The 14,973-nt window shown below is 52.2% G+C and carries 12 protein-coding genes; all 12 read right to left on the bottom strand.

Annotated features, from left to right (window positions below; translation table 11 throughout):
* Positions 1 to 10 precede the first annotated feature (10 nt).
* The 12 genes from HJY11_RS03795 to HJY11_RS03740 all read right to left on the bottom strand — a co-directional run bounded on the left by HJY11_RS03795 (position 11) and on the right by HJY11_RS03740 (position 14,949).
* Positions 11 to 2,470 (bottom strand): hypothetical protein, encoded by a 2,460-nt coding sequence (locus HJY11_RS03795; RefSeq protein WP_208074669.1) that lies wholly within the window; start codon positions 2,468 to 2,470, stop codon positions 11 to 13.
* On the bottom strand, positions 2,467 to 4,581 hold the full coding sequence (locus tag HJY11_RS03790; protein WP_024729793.1) for a hypothetical protein: 2,115 nt from the start codon (positions 4,579 to 4,581) through the stop codon (positions 2,467 to 2,469). The genes HJY11_RS03795 and HJY11_RS03790 overlap by 4 nt, the downstream gene beginning before the upstream one ends.
* A gap of 327 nt (positions 4,582 to 4,908) precedes the next feature.
* Complete coding sequence (gene ligA, locus HJY11_RS03785; protein WP_024729792.1) at positions 4,909 to 6,930, bottom strand: NAD-dependent DNA ligase LigA; 2,022 nt, start codon at positions 6,928 to 6,930, stop codon at positions 4,909 to 4,911.
* Complete coding sequence (locus HJY11_RS03780; RefSeq protein ID WP_009257976.1) at positions 6,930 to 7,250, bottom strand: hypothetical protein; 321 nt, start codon at positions 7,248 to 7,250, stop codon at positions 6,930 to 6,932. The genes ligA and HJY11_RS03780 overlap by 1 nt, the downstream gene beginning before the upstream one ends.
* On the bottom strand, positions 7,247 to 7,468 hold the full coding sequence (locus HJY11_RS03775; RefSeq protein WP_024729791.1) for a hypothetical protein: 222 nt from the start codon (positions 7,466 to 7,468) through the stop codon (positions 7,247 to 7,249). Before HJY11_RS03775 ends, HJY11_RS03780 begins: the two co-directional genes overlap by 4 nt.
* 12 nt (positions 7,469 to 7,480) lie before the next feature.
* Positions 7,481 to 7,963: a hypothetical protein gene (locus tag HJY11_RS03770; protein ID WP_024729790.1), complete on the bottom strand. Its 483-nt coding sequence runs from the start codon at positions 7,961 to 7,963 to the stop codon at positions 7,481 to 7,483.
* A 61-nt stretch (positions 7,964 to 8,024) separates the two neighbouring features.
* Entirely contained in the window at positions 8,025 to 10,217 is a 2,193-nt protein-coding gene (locus HJY11_RS03765) for a PcfJ domain-containing protein (protein WP_024729789.1), read from the bottom strand.
* 1 nt (position 10,218) lies between these two features.
* Entirely contained in the window at positions 10,219 to 10,764 is a 546-nt protein-coding gene (locus HJY11_RS03760) for a DUF7666 domain-containing protein (protein ID WP_024729788.1), read from the bottom strand.
* 11 nt (positions 10,765 to 10,775) lie between these two features.
* Positions 10,776 to 11,726 (bottom strand): Cas9 inhibitor AcrIIA9 family protein, encoded by a 951-nt coding sequence (locus tag HJY11_RS03755; RefSeq protein WP_024729787.1) that lies wholly within the window; start codon positions 11,724 to 11,726, stop codon positions 10,776 to 10,778.
* 77 nt (positions 11,727 to 11,803) lie between these two features.
* A complete protein-coding gene (locus HJY11_RS03750) occupies positions 11,804 to 12,055 on the bottom strand; it encodes a hypothetical protein (RefSeq protein ID WP_024729786.1) in 252 nt (83 codons plus the stop codon).
* An 11-nt stretch (positions 12,056 to 12,066) separates the two neighbouring features.
* A complete protein-coding gene (locus tag HJY11_RS03745; RefSeq protein ID WP_024729785.1) occupies positions 12,067 to 13,845 on the bottom strand; it encodes a YodL domain-containing protein in 1,779 nt (592 codons plus the stop codon).
* A gap of 39 nt (positions 13,846 to 13,884) precedes the next feature.
* The gene (locus tag HJY11_RS03740; RefSeq protein WP_024738476.1) at positions 13,885 to 14,949 is read right to left on the bottom strand and encodes a hypothetical protein; all 1,065 of its coding nucleotides are present in this window, start codon (positions 14,947 to 14,949) and stop codon (positions 13,885 to 13,887) included.
* Positions 14,950 to 14,973 lie beyond the last annotated feature (24 nt).

Genomic DNA, 14,973 nt, shown 5'->3' with positions numbered 1-14,973 from the left:
AAACCTCCTGTCATGCCGCATGGGCTCGGTCCAGTGCGGCCCGTTCTACAAAAAACGATTCTTGCTTATACTGTTCCTCTGCCAAAGTCACTGCAGCGCCTCCCAGAGAGTCAAGATACTGGCGCCCATTTTTGGACTTTGAGATGTAGATATAGATTGGGGCGCTGACATACCGCCCACTGGGATAGCATCCGCGATACTGATTTGACAGCACCGCAACCGCGTCGAGTTCTTCCGCTTTCTGCGTTGCCAGTGCCACTACCATTTCTTTTGCCGCCGTCTCTTCACTTTTCTTCAATCCAGAGGTATAAATGTGTTCCAGAAACAGCACCAGCTTCTCACTGTATGCGTGACTGCCTGTGGGAACATCTTCTTTGGACAGATCAGCAAATTCAAAATTGAGCGTTGATGGCTGCTGGAAAGAGCCTTTCGTCAGCCGGAGACACGCCCGTGCTACTACGCTCTCGTCTTTGTAAACCAGAATGATTTTTTTGTTGCTATCGAATGCGGCTAAAAGGCAGTCCCTCTGGCTGCCCTGATAGCAGGATAAGCAGGTAAAGTGCGGAAGCTCGCCCATGCGGATTGTGTGGTAAAAATCATCCACCTCTTTCGCCATAAGGCCCAGTCTGGTCAAAGAGAGATTCTGTTTCCAGACATCTTCCCGCGCCTCTTGAATTGGGTAATGGATTTCCTGCTTCAAATCACCAGCAAAGTATTTCAGTTTATAGAACTGGCCCATCAGCTCTGCCTGTACAATACGCCGGAGCGCCTCGCAGTTTTTTTCACTTTCGTTCCTATACTGCAATTCGTTATACAGCGGGCGGACCATCGAGCTGCCGCCCCGGAGCAGGAAATTCACAATCCCCGGCTGATACTCGCGGACGAACTCCTCGGAAAATCCCATGTTTTCTTTCAGATAGGCCCAATTCTGATCGGTAACCAGTATTGAGCCGCACACCTGACTCCAGTTTGAAAAGCCTGTGATCTTGGAAGCGTTGCTGACCGCGAAAACCGCATCCGCCTCTGTCCGAAATTCCGGGATAAATGCCTGAATCTCCGGATAGTGCTGCAGCATAAGCATTGCAGTCTGCCGCGTCAGTCCCCGGATATGCCCGAAATCTTTCTCATACCAAGCTCCAAACGGCTTTTCCAGCAAGCATTGAGTTGCCTGTTCCAGCGCCTCGTCTCCGATATTCTGGCTGACAAGATCCCGCTTTATCAGCTGCCGGATTGTGAGCATCCTCTGGTCCACGGAGAGCGGGGAGAGTTTGGCGTACAGTCTTACATATACTTCCTCTTGGTGCCACAGCAGACGCAGTTCCTCAAAGGTATATTGCTGGCCCTCTTCCAAAAGTTCAAAGTAGCTGGTTGTCCGTTCAATAGAATCACTGTCCTTTAAGTTCTTAACCGTCAGCGAATTGAGATTACAGCGTTCGCAGAAACCGCTCACAAATAAGAGCGAATACCGCCCCAGCGAGAAAAATAGTTCGCTGTTCTGATTCACCAGATTCAAAAAATGCTTTTTCTTGTGCTCCACCGCATAGATAAGGAGCTGGACCTGAAAATACTCTACTTGTTCAAAATTGATGTGAAGGCAGCCAGCGTAAAGGGCATTGAGATAACTCAGCCTGCTTTGCAGGATTTTCTGCCGCCGCTCTTTGCTGATGGGCAACAGCTGACTCAGCCACCATTCGACATCATATTGTCCGGCCCGGTTTTCCAGCCAGAGCGTCCAGAATTCCGATAAATCTTCCGCATCATACTCGAAGGCTTCCATCAGTCGGCGGAATTTTTCTACATCCGGCATTTGCAGCCATTTGAGATTTTTCAGACTGTCCGCATCCAGAAACAACTCCACTCCCCACACATAGTTCATCATCAGGATTTTCTGAAGGGGCAGATTCTGCTCCAACAGCTCTACAGCCTTCCGCTCATGGTCGTGCCAGTTGAATAGATAAGCGCCAAGAAACGGCAGCCGCATCATTGACCGCTGATGTTCCGTCAGCGGAGAGATTTCCTGCCACTCCAGAACAGGGAAGGTATCCAGGTTGTCTGCAACGGCCCGTTCCTCTTCTTCATACCGCACCAGCGGCTGGTAATGCTTCATGTACTCAAATTTCAGGGAAGGCTTGAGATCCAGTGCCGCCGCCCCCAGCACCTGTTCCTTCGGATATTGGGACAAGTGCTCCTGATAGCTTCTTGCCGATTGGAGCATCGTATGGATGACAGATACCTCTACTCCCTGTGCGCACAGGGCCTGATACAATTCTGCAAATTCTGGAACTTGAATCAATTCCCTCTGGATCTGCGTGGCTTCTTCCTTGCGGAGCTTCTCTTGCAGGCCCATATCTTCGATTTTTTTACAGGTCTGATCCAGTATTTCTTCTGGAAATTCTCCAGTGAAACGCAGTTGCAGCCCATCGCGCTCCATTCGGGACAACAAAGATAAATGCTTTTCCGCATAGATCATGCCGCAAGACCTCCCATCATTGTTCTCGCCATATTCAAAATTTTCTGCTCTTCTCCTGGATTGTTTCGTGCCAAATCACCGCACAGTTTGAAGAAGTGTTCTAATTCGTCCGCTTCAAATGCCGCCGCACAGCCTGCAGGCTGTTCCCGCAGTTTTTCGTACACCATATCCAGGGCTTCTTTCACATCCCTATCGTAATAGAAACTTTTTGTAAACTCTTTTAGAGAAGACATCGTACCGTCATAGGTCTGCTCCAACCGTTCGCATTTCTTCTGGTGCTCCTGCTCCCGGCGAAGGCGTTCCTCCCGTTCCGCTTTTTCAGCGTCGGCTTTTTGATCGGCTTCCAGCTCTTCCTTACTGTAGAATTTTTCCTTTAGATGGTCCGCACGGCCACCTGTGTACTTCCCGCTGGATAAAAGGCTTCGCAAAACGGACGCAAGCAGCCGCCTGTCGTATAGCCGCTGCACATCCGAATCTTGTAAAGCGCACCAGATAAACTCTTGATAGCATTTCGGCTCCATTTGGAAAAAAGAAGCCTCGATCCATTCAAAGAGCTGCCGATGCTGCTCTTCTGTCAGGAAAGAGCGTTTGATAAAAAACTCATAGTCTCTGCTGCTGTACCGATTACCCCTTACAAAAAGTTCATGAAAGAAAAACCGCTCCCCAAAAAACTTCTGGAGCTGCACTGGGGTGTATTTCTGCAGCAGACGCCGTACAAAACGGAAGCCCTGCCAGCTGGAGATATTCATGGCATACCCCAAGAGCAGTTTCATCGGCTGCGCAGAGGGGCCGTCTCCCTGATGCTGTTCAAAAAACTGCCACAGCCGGATTTCTTTTCTCTCTACCAGCAGGGCAAAAGCTCTATCGGAGGAACGGTGCCATTCCTGAAAGCCATCACAGTAATCGACGCCCGTTAATTCCCGGTATCTCGCCAGCCATTGAACGATTGGCGTTTTTCCACAAGAGCAGAGCATCTGATCTGTAAACAGTTCCCAGTAATCGCCTTGCGGCACTTCTTTTGCCAGAATATTGTACTGGGGGTCAAAGGCGTCAAAGCGATACGGGAATTCCTTTTTGATGGTTTTCAGCATCCAGATTATTGTCTGCGGTGCGGATGGTGTGAGTTCTTTTTTGACCGCCTCCCAGAGATTTGGATACCCATTGTACTGGACAGCAAACTTTTCATAGCGGCCAAACAACCATCCAACATAGGCATAGAGCCCTTCCGACAGTCCATCCGATTGGTTTAAGAGCATTTGGCAGCACGCCGATGCGATTTTTTCTGCGGTGGTCCCGTTCCAGGAGATCCTGTCCCGGATTCTGTCTGCCCACACACAAAGGGAATTGGTCAGTATAATTTCCTGACCGCTGTAGCCGGCGTCTGTCAGGATTGAAAACTCCCGGCTGTCCGGTTTCATGTTCATTCTGAAAAACTTCGTCAGTGTTCGCAAAACAAGATCTGGCTTTCCGCGATACGACTTGATATACGGAGCATAATGCTGGACCAGCCATTCCAGCACGCCGCAGTTTTCAGGCAGGGAAAGCGTGCGTTCATTCCCCAGCAATCGGAGAAGCTGGCTGTGCATAGTGCGGTACCCTTCCTCCTGGTCATCGAACAGAGACAGGACAAACAAGGCATCCTCGGTCTTGGCATATTCTGTGGCAGCCAGTTCATCCAGCAGGGCGTGTCGGCGGGGCATATCTGTTTCCAACAGATAAAGAGCCCCTTGCAGGTACACATCTCCATTGGAAGTCCGACGGACCATCTGGAGAAAACTGCCGCGCTGATTTCCAACAAACATATTGTCTGACTGAAGCGCACGGGTTTTCCCCAGCGCCAGCGCCAACGCACGAATAATGCGGACATCTTTTCCCAGCTTCTCTTCAAACCGTTCCAGGACCTCGCCGGGGTAACGGAGGTTATAGGCTTCAAAATAATTCTGTTCTTCTTCCTTTTGTTGCCAGATTTGCGTGTCCACAATATTTCGATAGATCTCCCAGGCTTTTTCTTCTTGAGAGGTGTGTACGACAAGATCTACAAACGCATAGTACAGTTCAAGATCAATGGCCTGTTGATATACCTTGTAGGCTGGCAGAAATTCGTTATTCATCTTCGCTCCCTCCTCACTTTGATTCGCTCCATCTGCCTCCAGTAGAGTAATTCCACTCAATCGTTCCATCTTCATAACGGATAAGACCATGAGCCGTCAGAGTCCATCCATCAGAAGTTCGCCGCATCTGTGCGGTGGTATCGTTTAATAGGGGCCTTTTTTCCACAGACAGGCATAGATAACTCCTGTCATTTCGGTTTTGATAAACCTGCCCCACCTGCGGAACAAAGTAACTGCCTTTCATGCTGAAACATCTCCTTTGCCGATAAAGAAGGGGAGGACCGCACCCGCAGCCCTCTCCCTTGTTATTTTTTGACCTGTTTTCTTTTAAGCCACACCAGCCATATTGAAAAACTCATTCGGCGTCAGCACCCGAATGCCCAACTCCTGTGCCTTGGACAGTTTGCTGCCGGCCTTCTCACCGCAGACCAGATAATCGGTCTTGCGGCTCACCGAACTGCCGGCCACAGCGCCCAGAGAGGCGATCAGGCTGTTCATCTCATCGCGGGTATAGGGCTCTACTTTGCCTGTCACCACAATGTTCTTCCCGGCAAATGGAGTGTCCTGGCCGACTGCCTGATTGTTGGCCGCGGCCGGCTTCTGGATGTTCATCATCATCTGTAATTCCTCCCAAATACAAAAATTTTCTTCATTGCAGAACCATTCATGGATATTGTTGTGCAGCGTCTCTCCAAAATCCGGGAGCTGGCGGAAGTCATAGCCCGTATAAACCGCGTCCCGAAATTCTTCAAGACTGCCATGGAACTCCCGGCAGAGAACACCGCTGGCTGTGTTGCCGATCATGGGAATGTCCATGGCAATCACATACCGTTCAAAGGTGGTGTTGCGGCTCTGCTGGACAGCATCCCACAGACGCTGCCAGGACTTTGCACCAAAGCCCTCCATGCGGATAATTTCATCCCGGTGCTGATCCAGCCGGTATAGATCCAGATAGCTGTGAATCCATCCACGGCCAATCAGTTTTTCCAGCGTCGCCTCGGACAGTCCCTCAATGTTCATCGCCTTCTTACTGACAAAATGGACAAACTTTTTGAGTTTCCGTGTCTCGCAGGTGGCATTGTCGCAGAACAGGGTCTTGATGATCCGCTCCTTGCCGTTTTCATCCCGCCCTTTGGTTTCATGAACGCGGGTAGGCTGGCCGCAGCAGGGGCACTGGTGCGGGAACGCCGCTTCCAGATTGAAACCGCCCCTGTCCATGTTTTCCTCCACATGCGGAATGATCATATTCCGCTTGCTGACCAGTATGCGGTTGCCCGGCATCAGCTCCAAGTCCTCAATGAAGGACAGATTGTGCAGGCTGGCCCGTGTCACTTCGCATCCTTCGATTTCTACTGGAGCAAAGATGGCTACAGGCGCAATCTCACCAGTCCGTCCCGGCGTCCACTCGATGGAACGAAGTGTTGTCTTAAACAGCTCGTCCTCAAATTTGAACGCCAGCCCGTCCTTATAGTGATGTCCTGTGCGCCCGCATCTTTTGGAAAAGGCAATATCATTGTAGGTTACAACGATGCCATCGATGGGAATATCGCTGTCTTTTGCATACTGCTGCAGCTGCTTGATGCCGTCCTCGGTCTCCGCCTGCGTCAATGGCCGCTTCGTCACCAGATACTTGCACGGGGTAAAGCCCAGCGGCCGAAGTTCTTTGAGGCGTTCCGACTTGCGGGGCAGGTCATCAAAACCCTCCAGAACATTGAAGGGCATGAAGGTCACACACCGTTCCATGCACTCGCCGGCATCCCGCAGGCGCACCGAGCCAGCCGCCAGATTACGGCCATTCTTGTAGGTTTCACCATTCTCATCCACTATCGAAGTGTTCAGACGCTCGAAATCACGGGGACGGATAAACGCCTCACCGGTGACTACCAGACGCCCCGGGTACTGAATATGGGCTGGAATCCCACTGATTGCTCTGGCGTTGTGAGTGACAATCTCACCCTCATCACCATCGCCCCGTGTGGCCGCTTCCACCAGTTCGCCGTTCTCATAGGTCAGTTTGATGGTAAGGCCGTCCAACTTGAGCATGATCATCACCTGATGCTCGCCCATAAACCGGCACAAATCCACGCTGCTTTTTACTTTATCCAGAGAAAGAAGCGGGATTTTATGGGCGGTTTTCTCTAACTTGCCTACCACGGGATAGCCCACGGTGACAGTGGGAGAGTTCGACATCTGGATGCCCGTCTCCTGTTCCAGTTTGTGAAGTTCGTCAAAGAGCCGGTCATAGACCTCATCGCTGACGCTGGGATTGTTGTAGTTATAGTATTCGTTGCGGTAGCGGTTGAGCCGGTCGGTCAGCTCCCGCTGCTTTCTCAAAGTATTCTGTTCCATCAGGCCGCCTCCTCATCCAAAACGCGGAACGCCATAATCAGCGTTTCCGCCGTCTTTGTTTGATTCATATATGAACTGCACACACCGTCCTCAAATGACCAGGTGCTGGCTGCACCCCACCACATTATGGAGCCCCGTCCATCGTTTGCCGCATTGATGCGCGGATCGGGCGGATTGAGGATTTTGGTGTAAACACCCTGGGTATTGACCCATGTAACCTCCCGCAGTTGGCCGATGCATCCGGGCCGGCAGTGGCCGGTGACCTCCAGGCGTGTGCCCGGCCGCAACCTGCGTTTGAGCTGATTCAAATTTTTAATCATGCTGCACCTTCTTCCTTCTTCCGTGGATGGGCGGCATAGCGCCCAAAGTTTAATTCCCTGATCATGTCCTGAATGGTGTCGTCATCCTCCCACGCAGTGGAGAGGGTGGCCCGCTCCGGCCCTTCGCCCACATGGATGCTCACGGTCCCACCGTAAATCTGCATCAACACATCAGGCCGCTGGGCGCAGACGATTGCTAAATTTCCAATCTGTTTCATTTTCTTCTCCTTCTATCTGATATTCAGCCAGACCACAATGGGCCGGTCAAAGTCCGCAGTCACATAATTCTTTCGCATATGGATAGGGCGGTAACGCCCATCCAGTTCGCACTCCACGCTCTGCTCAATACGGCCTTCGCTCTGGGCCAGATGCTCCCGGAATGCGCGCAGGGTCTGCAGGCGCACCGCCGGCGGGTCGTTCTCCCTGCATCGCAGGTCCGCACAGTACACATAACTGCACGGATTTTCTTTGAGCATAAAGCCGTAGGTCATATACAGGCGGCACTTGCGTTCCCGCTCCCGCTCGATATGCTTCACATAGTCTACGGCGCTCTTGATGCCCTGTGTCAGATAAAGATACCCCATCTGATAACGCTGCTCATCCGACAGGGGGAGCTCCGTCTTTTCCTGCCCCGGCAGTCCTTTATAGATGTGGAAGCTCTCCGGTGCATAGCGGTAACCGTGGATGTGGTACTCAAAAGATGTTTTTCTCATAAAGCCTCCTTGCAACAGTTGGCCGGACGCCCTCAAAGGACGCCCGGCCATTGCACCTGTATCATGCAGCCGCAGGGAGCTCCTGCTGCTGCACGATTTCTTTGTTTTCCATCAAGTCAGCCAAAAGCACATCTGCCAGCAAATGGCCGGCAAGGTGCCCGGTATGGATGACCACCCGATCTTTCTTCATCTGGATAAACTCCTCGTTGCGCAGGACGCGGCTCTGCGCGGCCAGCTTCAAATCTTGGCCTGTAAGCCGTGCCGCAATGACTTTTTGCCACTTCTGCAGAAATTCCGTCGCCTGCTCGATGTCCTCGTGCTGGCGGTCAAACAGCGTGCGTTTTTGACGCACAGTGCCGTCCGGCTCGATCTCCAGTGTGTAATAGGGATCTTCTGGTTCCTCCGCTCGGCGCAGAAACATGATGAAGCTCTCCCGGCGCTCGATGCGGTCATAGTACCGTTCGCCGGCGCCGTCATTTCCGACACAATGGTGAAGCATCCGTCCCTCTTTGATAATATCAAAAGTATTTTGAGGGGCAATGACCAGATAATCTTCATCTGCATAGGCATACTTTTTCTGCAATTCCTCGCAGATGGAGCGAACATGGGGGTACTTCTTGTCCATGTTCTCTGCTTGAAGCTCCAGGCTTCCAGCCTCACACTGGATAACCAGTTCATCATGCCGCTGACGCAATTTACGCGCACGATAGATAATTTCATCGCTGGTGTCGATATGCAGACGCTCTGCCATAGCAAGGTAGTCCTGCCATGTGGTCAACGCCTGCCGACAACTTCCGTCAAAATACGGCTTCTGTTTTTGCAGATAGTTTCGGATCTGAATCGGACTCATGCGGTCCGCGATGAACAGAATATCTTTGGCGCTGATCCGTTCTTTTTTTAACCAGCGAAACAGTTCATCCGGTATGCGTTGATTGGTCCGCTTTTCAAGCTGCAACCATGCCAGGTCTTCCGTATCGCCATTTATCTGCCGCAGACGGCGGAATTTGGGGCCGTCTAATCCCAATGCTCGAATCAGTCGCGTCTCATTTGGATAGAGTATCCGTTCCCGCACAGAATCACAATGTTCAAAGCATTCTTTTGTCAGCCTCGGCAAGTCTGCCTTCCAAATCTGCTCCATCTTCGGCATCCGCTTCCAAACAGCCAAATACTTTTCCGGATCAGTCACCGGATGGGTGCGTATCCACTGCACAAGGCCAGTGCCGAACAGCTCCTTCTGTTCCATGCAGGGAAGGCTCTTGCCATAGACCCTGCCTGTCTGATTGCCACAGTAACTATAGTAGCAGGGATTACCGGAAATCCAGCGTGTTTCCCGCTGGCAATACACGCCCCAATAGTAAGAGCGTATTTCTCCACTGCGGTCATAAATCGAACGGCGAAACTCATGCCAGTAAGGCTTTCCAGAGGGCAGACTGTCTTTCCAGTAAGTCCTCTCTGCCCAGAATTCACGGAGAACAAAGCCATCCTTGCACCGCTGAATCAGATAAGCATAGTCCTTTTCTGTCCGAATATACCCGGCGCGCCCCAGGGCTTTGAATACAATGGGATGCCGGCAGCAGGCACAGCGTCCTTTCTTATTGTGATATGGATGCCCGGATATAGGGACCTCTTTCCCACAAAAGGTACAATAACCGTTTTGGGCTCCGCCGCGTTTATAGCGATAGAAGATGAAATTTTCCCGCACAGCCACCTTATCAATCCAGCGCATCCAATCCTTGGGCAGTTCAGGCACCTGAGCCAGATCCTGATCCCACGCGCCGGTAATTCGTTTATGCCTCTGCTCCAACTGTTCGTCCCGTACATTTCTCTGAAAATCAAGGATACCGAGATCACCGCCGCGTTCCCCACAAAGATAGTCCTGTACTACGGCAGCATCTTTCTCACTGGCCCAGCAGGTGGCATAATAGTTTCTCCCCGGCCAATTCAGCCTGTCCAGTTTGGCGTCCCGCCATTTTTTCTCTAAATGGTCGTAAGTCAGAAACTGGTGCGCTTTCTTGTCAAGGAACACTTCATAAGCAGGATTGTTGCCATCCAGCCGCAGATGTTCCGGCAGATAAAAAGCCGCTTTGAGGATGCCATCCTGAACGACACAGTTCATATATGGATAGTAGGTCCGTTCAACATAGCGATAGCCATAGGGGTTTTCATGCTGTTTCGGCTCATCTGCTATTGCTGCCTGTTTCATCTCCGGCGTTGCCGTCAATTTCGGCATTGCCAGAAGTGCAGATTTCTTCAATTTAGTTCACCATCCTTTTTTCAAGCTCCACTCCATACCAAATTCCTGGTTGGAGCGTTTTCCCGTCGATCTCCGCCACCACGATCTGCTGGATGCCGCCGGTAGTGCCGTCCTCTTTTGCAAACGCAAGTACATCTCCGTTCCGAGTCCCTTTTGCAATAGGGTCGGCGCCGCGCACCGCTGCATAGCCATTCCACGCTTCAGCTTTGTCCGCCTTTATATTGCTGTTCCACTTCCGCTTCGGGTGGTCTGCCATAAAAGCAAGGCCATGGAGGAAGAGTTCTTTTTTTGTCAGCCGTTTCAAAATTGTCAACTCTGTACAGGAAATTTTGGAATCGACACCATCTTCGTCAATGTCTCCGCCAGCATCGACAATATAGTATTCTGCGTGGTTTATATCTCCGTAATAGCGCAAGCAATCCAGCGGATCCTCAGCACAGTGAAAGCCATTATGAGCGCAGTTGGCCTTTTCCGTTACATTGAGTCCCATCCTGAACTGGTAACCTCTGCAAATCAGGCCGGGAAGAAATCCTTTATATGCAATCATGCTGCACCCCCTTAACCTGCCTTTGTCATGCCGAGATCCAGCAGCGACAGCTGACCATCGTTGGCAGGCTTTTCCTTCTGCACAGGCTTCGGTTTGGCTTCTGCCTTTTTCTTTTCCTTCTGCTTCTTTTTGGTGGTTCTGGCGAAATCTTTTCCATAGTAGGGGTTCGGTACAAACTTTTCTTCTTCCTTATGATCCTCTTTGGCGTCTGGGTCGCGGAAATAATCCTCTGCCCACTGGTAGCACAAATCGTCCGGAACATCACAGCCATACCCTTGGCTGCCCGGACCTGGCTGAATGCCGCTTGCTTTGAGTTCATCCTGAATGTAGTCCCACGCCTTGCGGCTGATGTACTGGAAACAGTGGATCATTGACTTGCGCGGGTGCATGGTGAGGCGTGCGAAAGTAATATCCTCCAGGCACTTGGTTTGGATAAATTCTGCCACACACTCCTTCATGTTGCGCCGGGTCAGTTTTTCTGTATCTGCGCTGACCCGCTGCATGGAGGCGTTCACCACCTCGTCGTCGCTCATCGCGGCCAGACGCTCCAGCTGCTCCTGCTCGGCCTTTTTCTTTTCAGCCTGCCGGGCTTCCCATTCTGCTTTACGCTTGGCTTCAGCCGCCTCATGCTCGGCACGGCGTTTTTCCTCGTCCGCATCGGTGGCTGCATCGGCCTTGGCGGGCGCCTCCTGCTCTTTACCGGCATCATCCCCATCCGTGTCCGCTGCCTCGGAAGCATTGTCTCCGTTCATGTCTTCCAATTCCTCGGCCTCATCGTCTGCATCAAATGCGGGCGATGGCGGCGTTTCCACGGTAGGGGAAGCCGCTGAACGGCTGGCCGACGGCACCGGCAGCTCGTCAAAAGTTTCCTCATCCTCAAAGGCGTTTCCAGCCGATACCTGTTCTGCGGGAAGTCCGAGCTCCTCCTGCTTATTCAGCGCCATTTCTGAAAAATATCCCATAGTGATCTCCTTTCCGTCGTTTCATAAAAAAGGCACGGAACAGGCCAATGCCCATCCCATGCCTTTGCCACATTCTTTTACAGCACATAAACCAATGTACTGTAACCGTCAAAGCAGTAACACACCACATTCGGATATTGCTTTGACCATTCCTTGATTTGATCCTGTATTGCTTGAGCCGCCCTGCGCGCCGGATCGTTCCACGGCGGCGGAACCGTCACCGTAAAAAAGCCTTTTTCTTTACGGGGCCGCACATCAGCGTCCAGATGGACGCATTGCTCCAGGAGCGCCAAAAGCTGGCTCTCCTTTGTCTCACTCACGACAACCATCAAAACCTCTCTTATGTCTTTTCTGGAATTTCCTTCTTTGCGAGCATAGGGGAAAACTTTACTTGTCTAAACTGGTCTTGTCCGCTTACATAATAATACGCCCGCTTGGTACCATGATTTAGTTCCACTACATCAGAAATCGCCATCGGCCGCCCGCGGCAGCCTTCAGGCAGCCGCTCCCGGCAGTCGGCAAACAGGCGCTTCAAAAGTGCGTCATCCGATTCCTCCGCTGGGCAGTAGATTTCTCCACTTCCTGCCACATAGTACATCGCCGCAGGCGGCTGTTCATAACCAGCCGCTTTTAACGCTGTAATATCCTTGAAAGCAAATGGGATCGCGTTCTCTTCGTCCAGTTGAAGTTGATAAAGTACAAACCTTTGTTTTCGCCGCTGTGGCTCCAACAGGGCGGCAAGAGCGTCCCGGCCGCCGCACAGGAAGGTTTTATGTTCCTCCCCCGTCAGCCCCAGATACTCTGTCAGTCCGATGTCTTGCTCGGCCCGGTGCTGCCACTGTTCCACGCAGTCCTCAATGTGGGCCAGCTCGCACAGCCCGCGCAGATACTGCTCTTTGAAACTTAACTTTTCAATTTCCTTTTGCCGCTGACTGCCCTGGCGCAAAGCCAGCTGCCAGTCATCAAACCCTTTATAATTGGGATTCCAGGTCAACCGCCGGCAATTCATGCCGTGCTTTTGCGCCATTAAATAAATTTTAGATGCCCCGGCCATGGTCATTTTGTTGCTGTACTTGTCCATGTCGTGGGCTTCGATGATCTCCTCTGTGCCACTTTGCGCCAGCAACGCGAACATAGCGTCCAACGGACTGGTGTTATTGGCGCCGGCAATCGCGGCGAAAGTGCGCCCGGTCAGGCAATAGGAGATGTCTGCCTTCAAAAGACCTTCAATCACATAAACGACACGGGCAGATGGATTTCCTACCAGATGTACCGGGCTGCCCGATCCTGTTCCGTTCTTTTTTGAGGAAGACGAAAACCAGATATATTTTGCTCCCGGCTTTTCCGGCGGATCATCCTTGTTTTTCAGCGGTATATCCAGTTTGATTTGGAATCCCTGCAACATGCCATCAAAGCCGATGGCAGGGATCAGGATGCCGGCTGTCTTTTGACAAAAAGCCATAGTCCAATGTCCACCGCCATCCTGGTAAAAGCCCGGCACTCCCTGCACCTTGCATCCCTGCTTGATCAGCCGTTCTGTAATAGACCGGCATAGAAAAGGCGGTGGGGTACTCTTAAAGCCCAGTGCGTCAATCTGTTCATCAGACAGCCCGCGTTTAGGGGAGCGCAGATGCTCCCGATGCGCCGGCCGCAGCGTAAGTTGAGCAAGCAGCAGGGATAGCGTCTGGTGGATCTCCGCTGGACTGGCCTTATTCGACTGTGGTACTGTTTTTCGCTCGGAAGAAGAATGACCGGCAGGGGCAGCCCAGGCCCCCGAAGTTGAAGGGCATGGGCTGGCCGGCCGTTGTTGGGCTTCATTCCCGGAGCGTGCGTGTTCCTCTTGGATATTGTCACACAGAGCTTCTGCAATCTCCCAGTAGGCATCGGATGTAGTCGTATGGTTAAGTTCAGCATACAGCGCCAGCATTCCGCCATGTGCATCGCAGTGGTTGCACCGCCAGACATTCTTGACGAAATTGACATTCATCCGTCCCCGGCGGTCACCGCAGAACGGGCAGTCCACATAGACGCTGTTCGCCTGTTGACGCCTGATGCGCAGGTTTAATAGATTGACAACTTCCATGATGCCGAAAGGAAATTCATCCGGGTATGAGCCCATTTGTCATTCCTCCCTTCATACCCGAGCCAGGGCTTCGCATCAACCGGCCTTCTGAAGTGAATTGAGGACCAGCTGGGCGGCAGCCCGAACGATGTTGTCCTTGCTTTTGTTGCCCGGAGTCAAATAGAAACGCAGATTGACAGGCCGCTTCTTCGCCACTTCTGCAATAGTCAGCCCCCGGCACACACCGCTGTCCACAACGACCTCCTGTGCCTGTTCCAGCGTCATCACCTTCAGAATATCCTCTACAGGCATATCCGGGGTATATGCAGGGGCCTCTTGCACGATTTCGGCTTCCGGGACCTCCTGTGCCTCCTTGGTGGCCGTCAGATCCTCTGCAGGGCGCTGAACTGGCAGTTCCTCCGCAGGGAGATGAATTGGTAATTCCTCCGCCGCCTTACTGTTTTCCGGCTGTTCTTCCGTTGGTGCGAATCCCGCTGGCAGTGTATCCGTGTTTGCAGTAGGGCTCACCGGCAAACTCTGCCCCTTGGCTGGAGTTTCTGCGGGCTGAATCTTCGTTCTTGCTGTTTCCGCGTTTTCAGATGCCCTCTGTGGCGTTTGTGTGCCCCCGGAAATGGAATTACCCTCGGAAAGAACAGCGGCCTTCTGCGAGGCGCTGGAGGGCTCCTGCGGCAACACAGTGCTCACAGGCGGAGTAATGGCAGAGGGCTGCGTTTTACTCACAGGCGCCGCTTTCTGTACGGAAGCGGCATGAGTGTCGGCGCTCACAAGCTGGATGCCAAATCCGGCGTCCGAAAGGGCCTGGCTCAACGCCTCATTTTGAGCTGCCTTCACAAAGTCCCTGCTATCCTGCATGGTCTGCTGGGCAACGCTCACGCTGAACGGCTCCGCGTCACTGCGGTCCAGAAATACCTTGGCCTCAAAAATCGCCATCTGCTCCGTGATCCGCATGGCCGTCAGACGCATACGCCCATTGGGGTGTGCCATTCGGAACCAGAGTTTCTGATAGGGTAAGTCCAATTTCATGGAGTCCCCGGCACGCCGGAGGAACTTCAGCGGGTCGAACCCCGGTACCTTGTTCAGTTCCGCAGCGGCAGGAACGGCCTCGTACATCGTTTTTGCATTATTGTTGTTGTCACTCATCTTCTAAACTCCTTCCTGTATAAT

The organism is Bittarella massiliensis (ex Durand et al. 2017) (genome assembly GCF_017566145.1).
GTDB classification, from domain to species: Bacteria; Bacillota; Clostridia; order Oscillospirales; family Ruminococcaceae; genus Bittarella; species Bittarella massiliensis_A.
Note: the sequence above shows the minus strand (reverse complement) of the source record. Positions and strands in the feature narration are given on the sequence as shown.

Coding starts and splice junctions, on each gene's coding strand:
- HJY11_RS03740 (WP_024738476.1), bottom strand. CDS start 14,949: ATGAGTGACAACAACAATAATGCAAAAACGATGTACGAGGCCGTTCCT.
- HJY11_RS03775 (WP_024729791.1), bottom strand. CDS start 7,468: ATGAAACAGATTGGAAATTTAGCAATCGTCTGCGCCCAGCGGCCTGAT.
- HJY11_RS03745 (WP_024729785.1), bottom strand. CDS start 13,845: ATGGGCTCATACCCGGATGAATTTCCTTTCGGCATCATGGAAGTTGTC.
- HJY11_RS03790 (WP_024729793.1), bottom strand. CDS start 4,581: ATGAATAACGAATTTCTGCCAGCCTACAAGGTATATCAACAGGCCATT.
- HJY11_RS03770 (WP_024729790.1), bottom strand. CDS start 7,963: ATGAGAAAAACATCTTTTGAGTACCACATCCACGGTTACCGCTATGCA.
- HJY11_RS03780 (WP_009257976.1), bottom strand. CDS start 7,250: ATGATTAAAAATTTGAATCAGCTCAAACGCAGGTTGCGGCCGGGCACA.
- HJY11_RS03795 (WP_208074669.1), bottom strand. CDS start 2,470: ATGATCTATGCGGAAAAGCATTTATCTTTGTTGTCCCGAATGGAGCGC.
- ligA (WP_024729792.1), bottom strand. CDS start 6,930: ATGGAACAGAATACTTTGAGAAAGCAGCGGGAGCTGACCGACCGGCTC.
- HJY11_RS03750 (WP_024729786.1), bottom strand. CDS start 12,055: ATGGTTGTCGTGAGTGAGACAAAGGAGAGCCAGCTTTTGGCGCTCCTG.
- HJY11_RS03755 (WP_024729787.1), bottom strand. CDS start 11,726: ATGGGATATTTTTCAGAAATGGCGCTGAATAAGCAGGAGGAGCTCGGA.
- HJY11_RS03760 (WP_024729788.1), bottom strand. CDS start 10,764: ATGATTGCATATAAAGGATTTCTTCCCGGCCTGATTTGCAGAGGTTAC.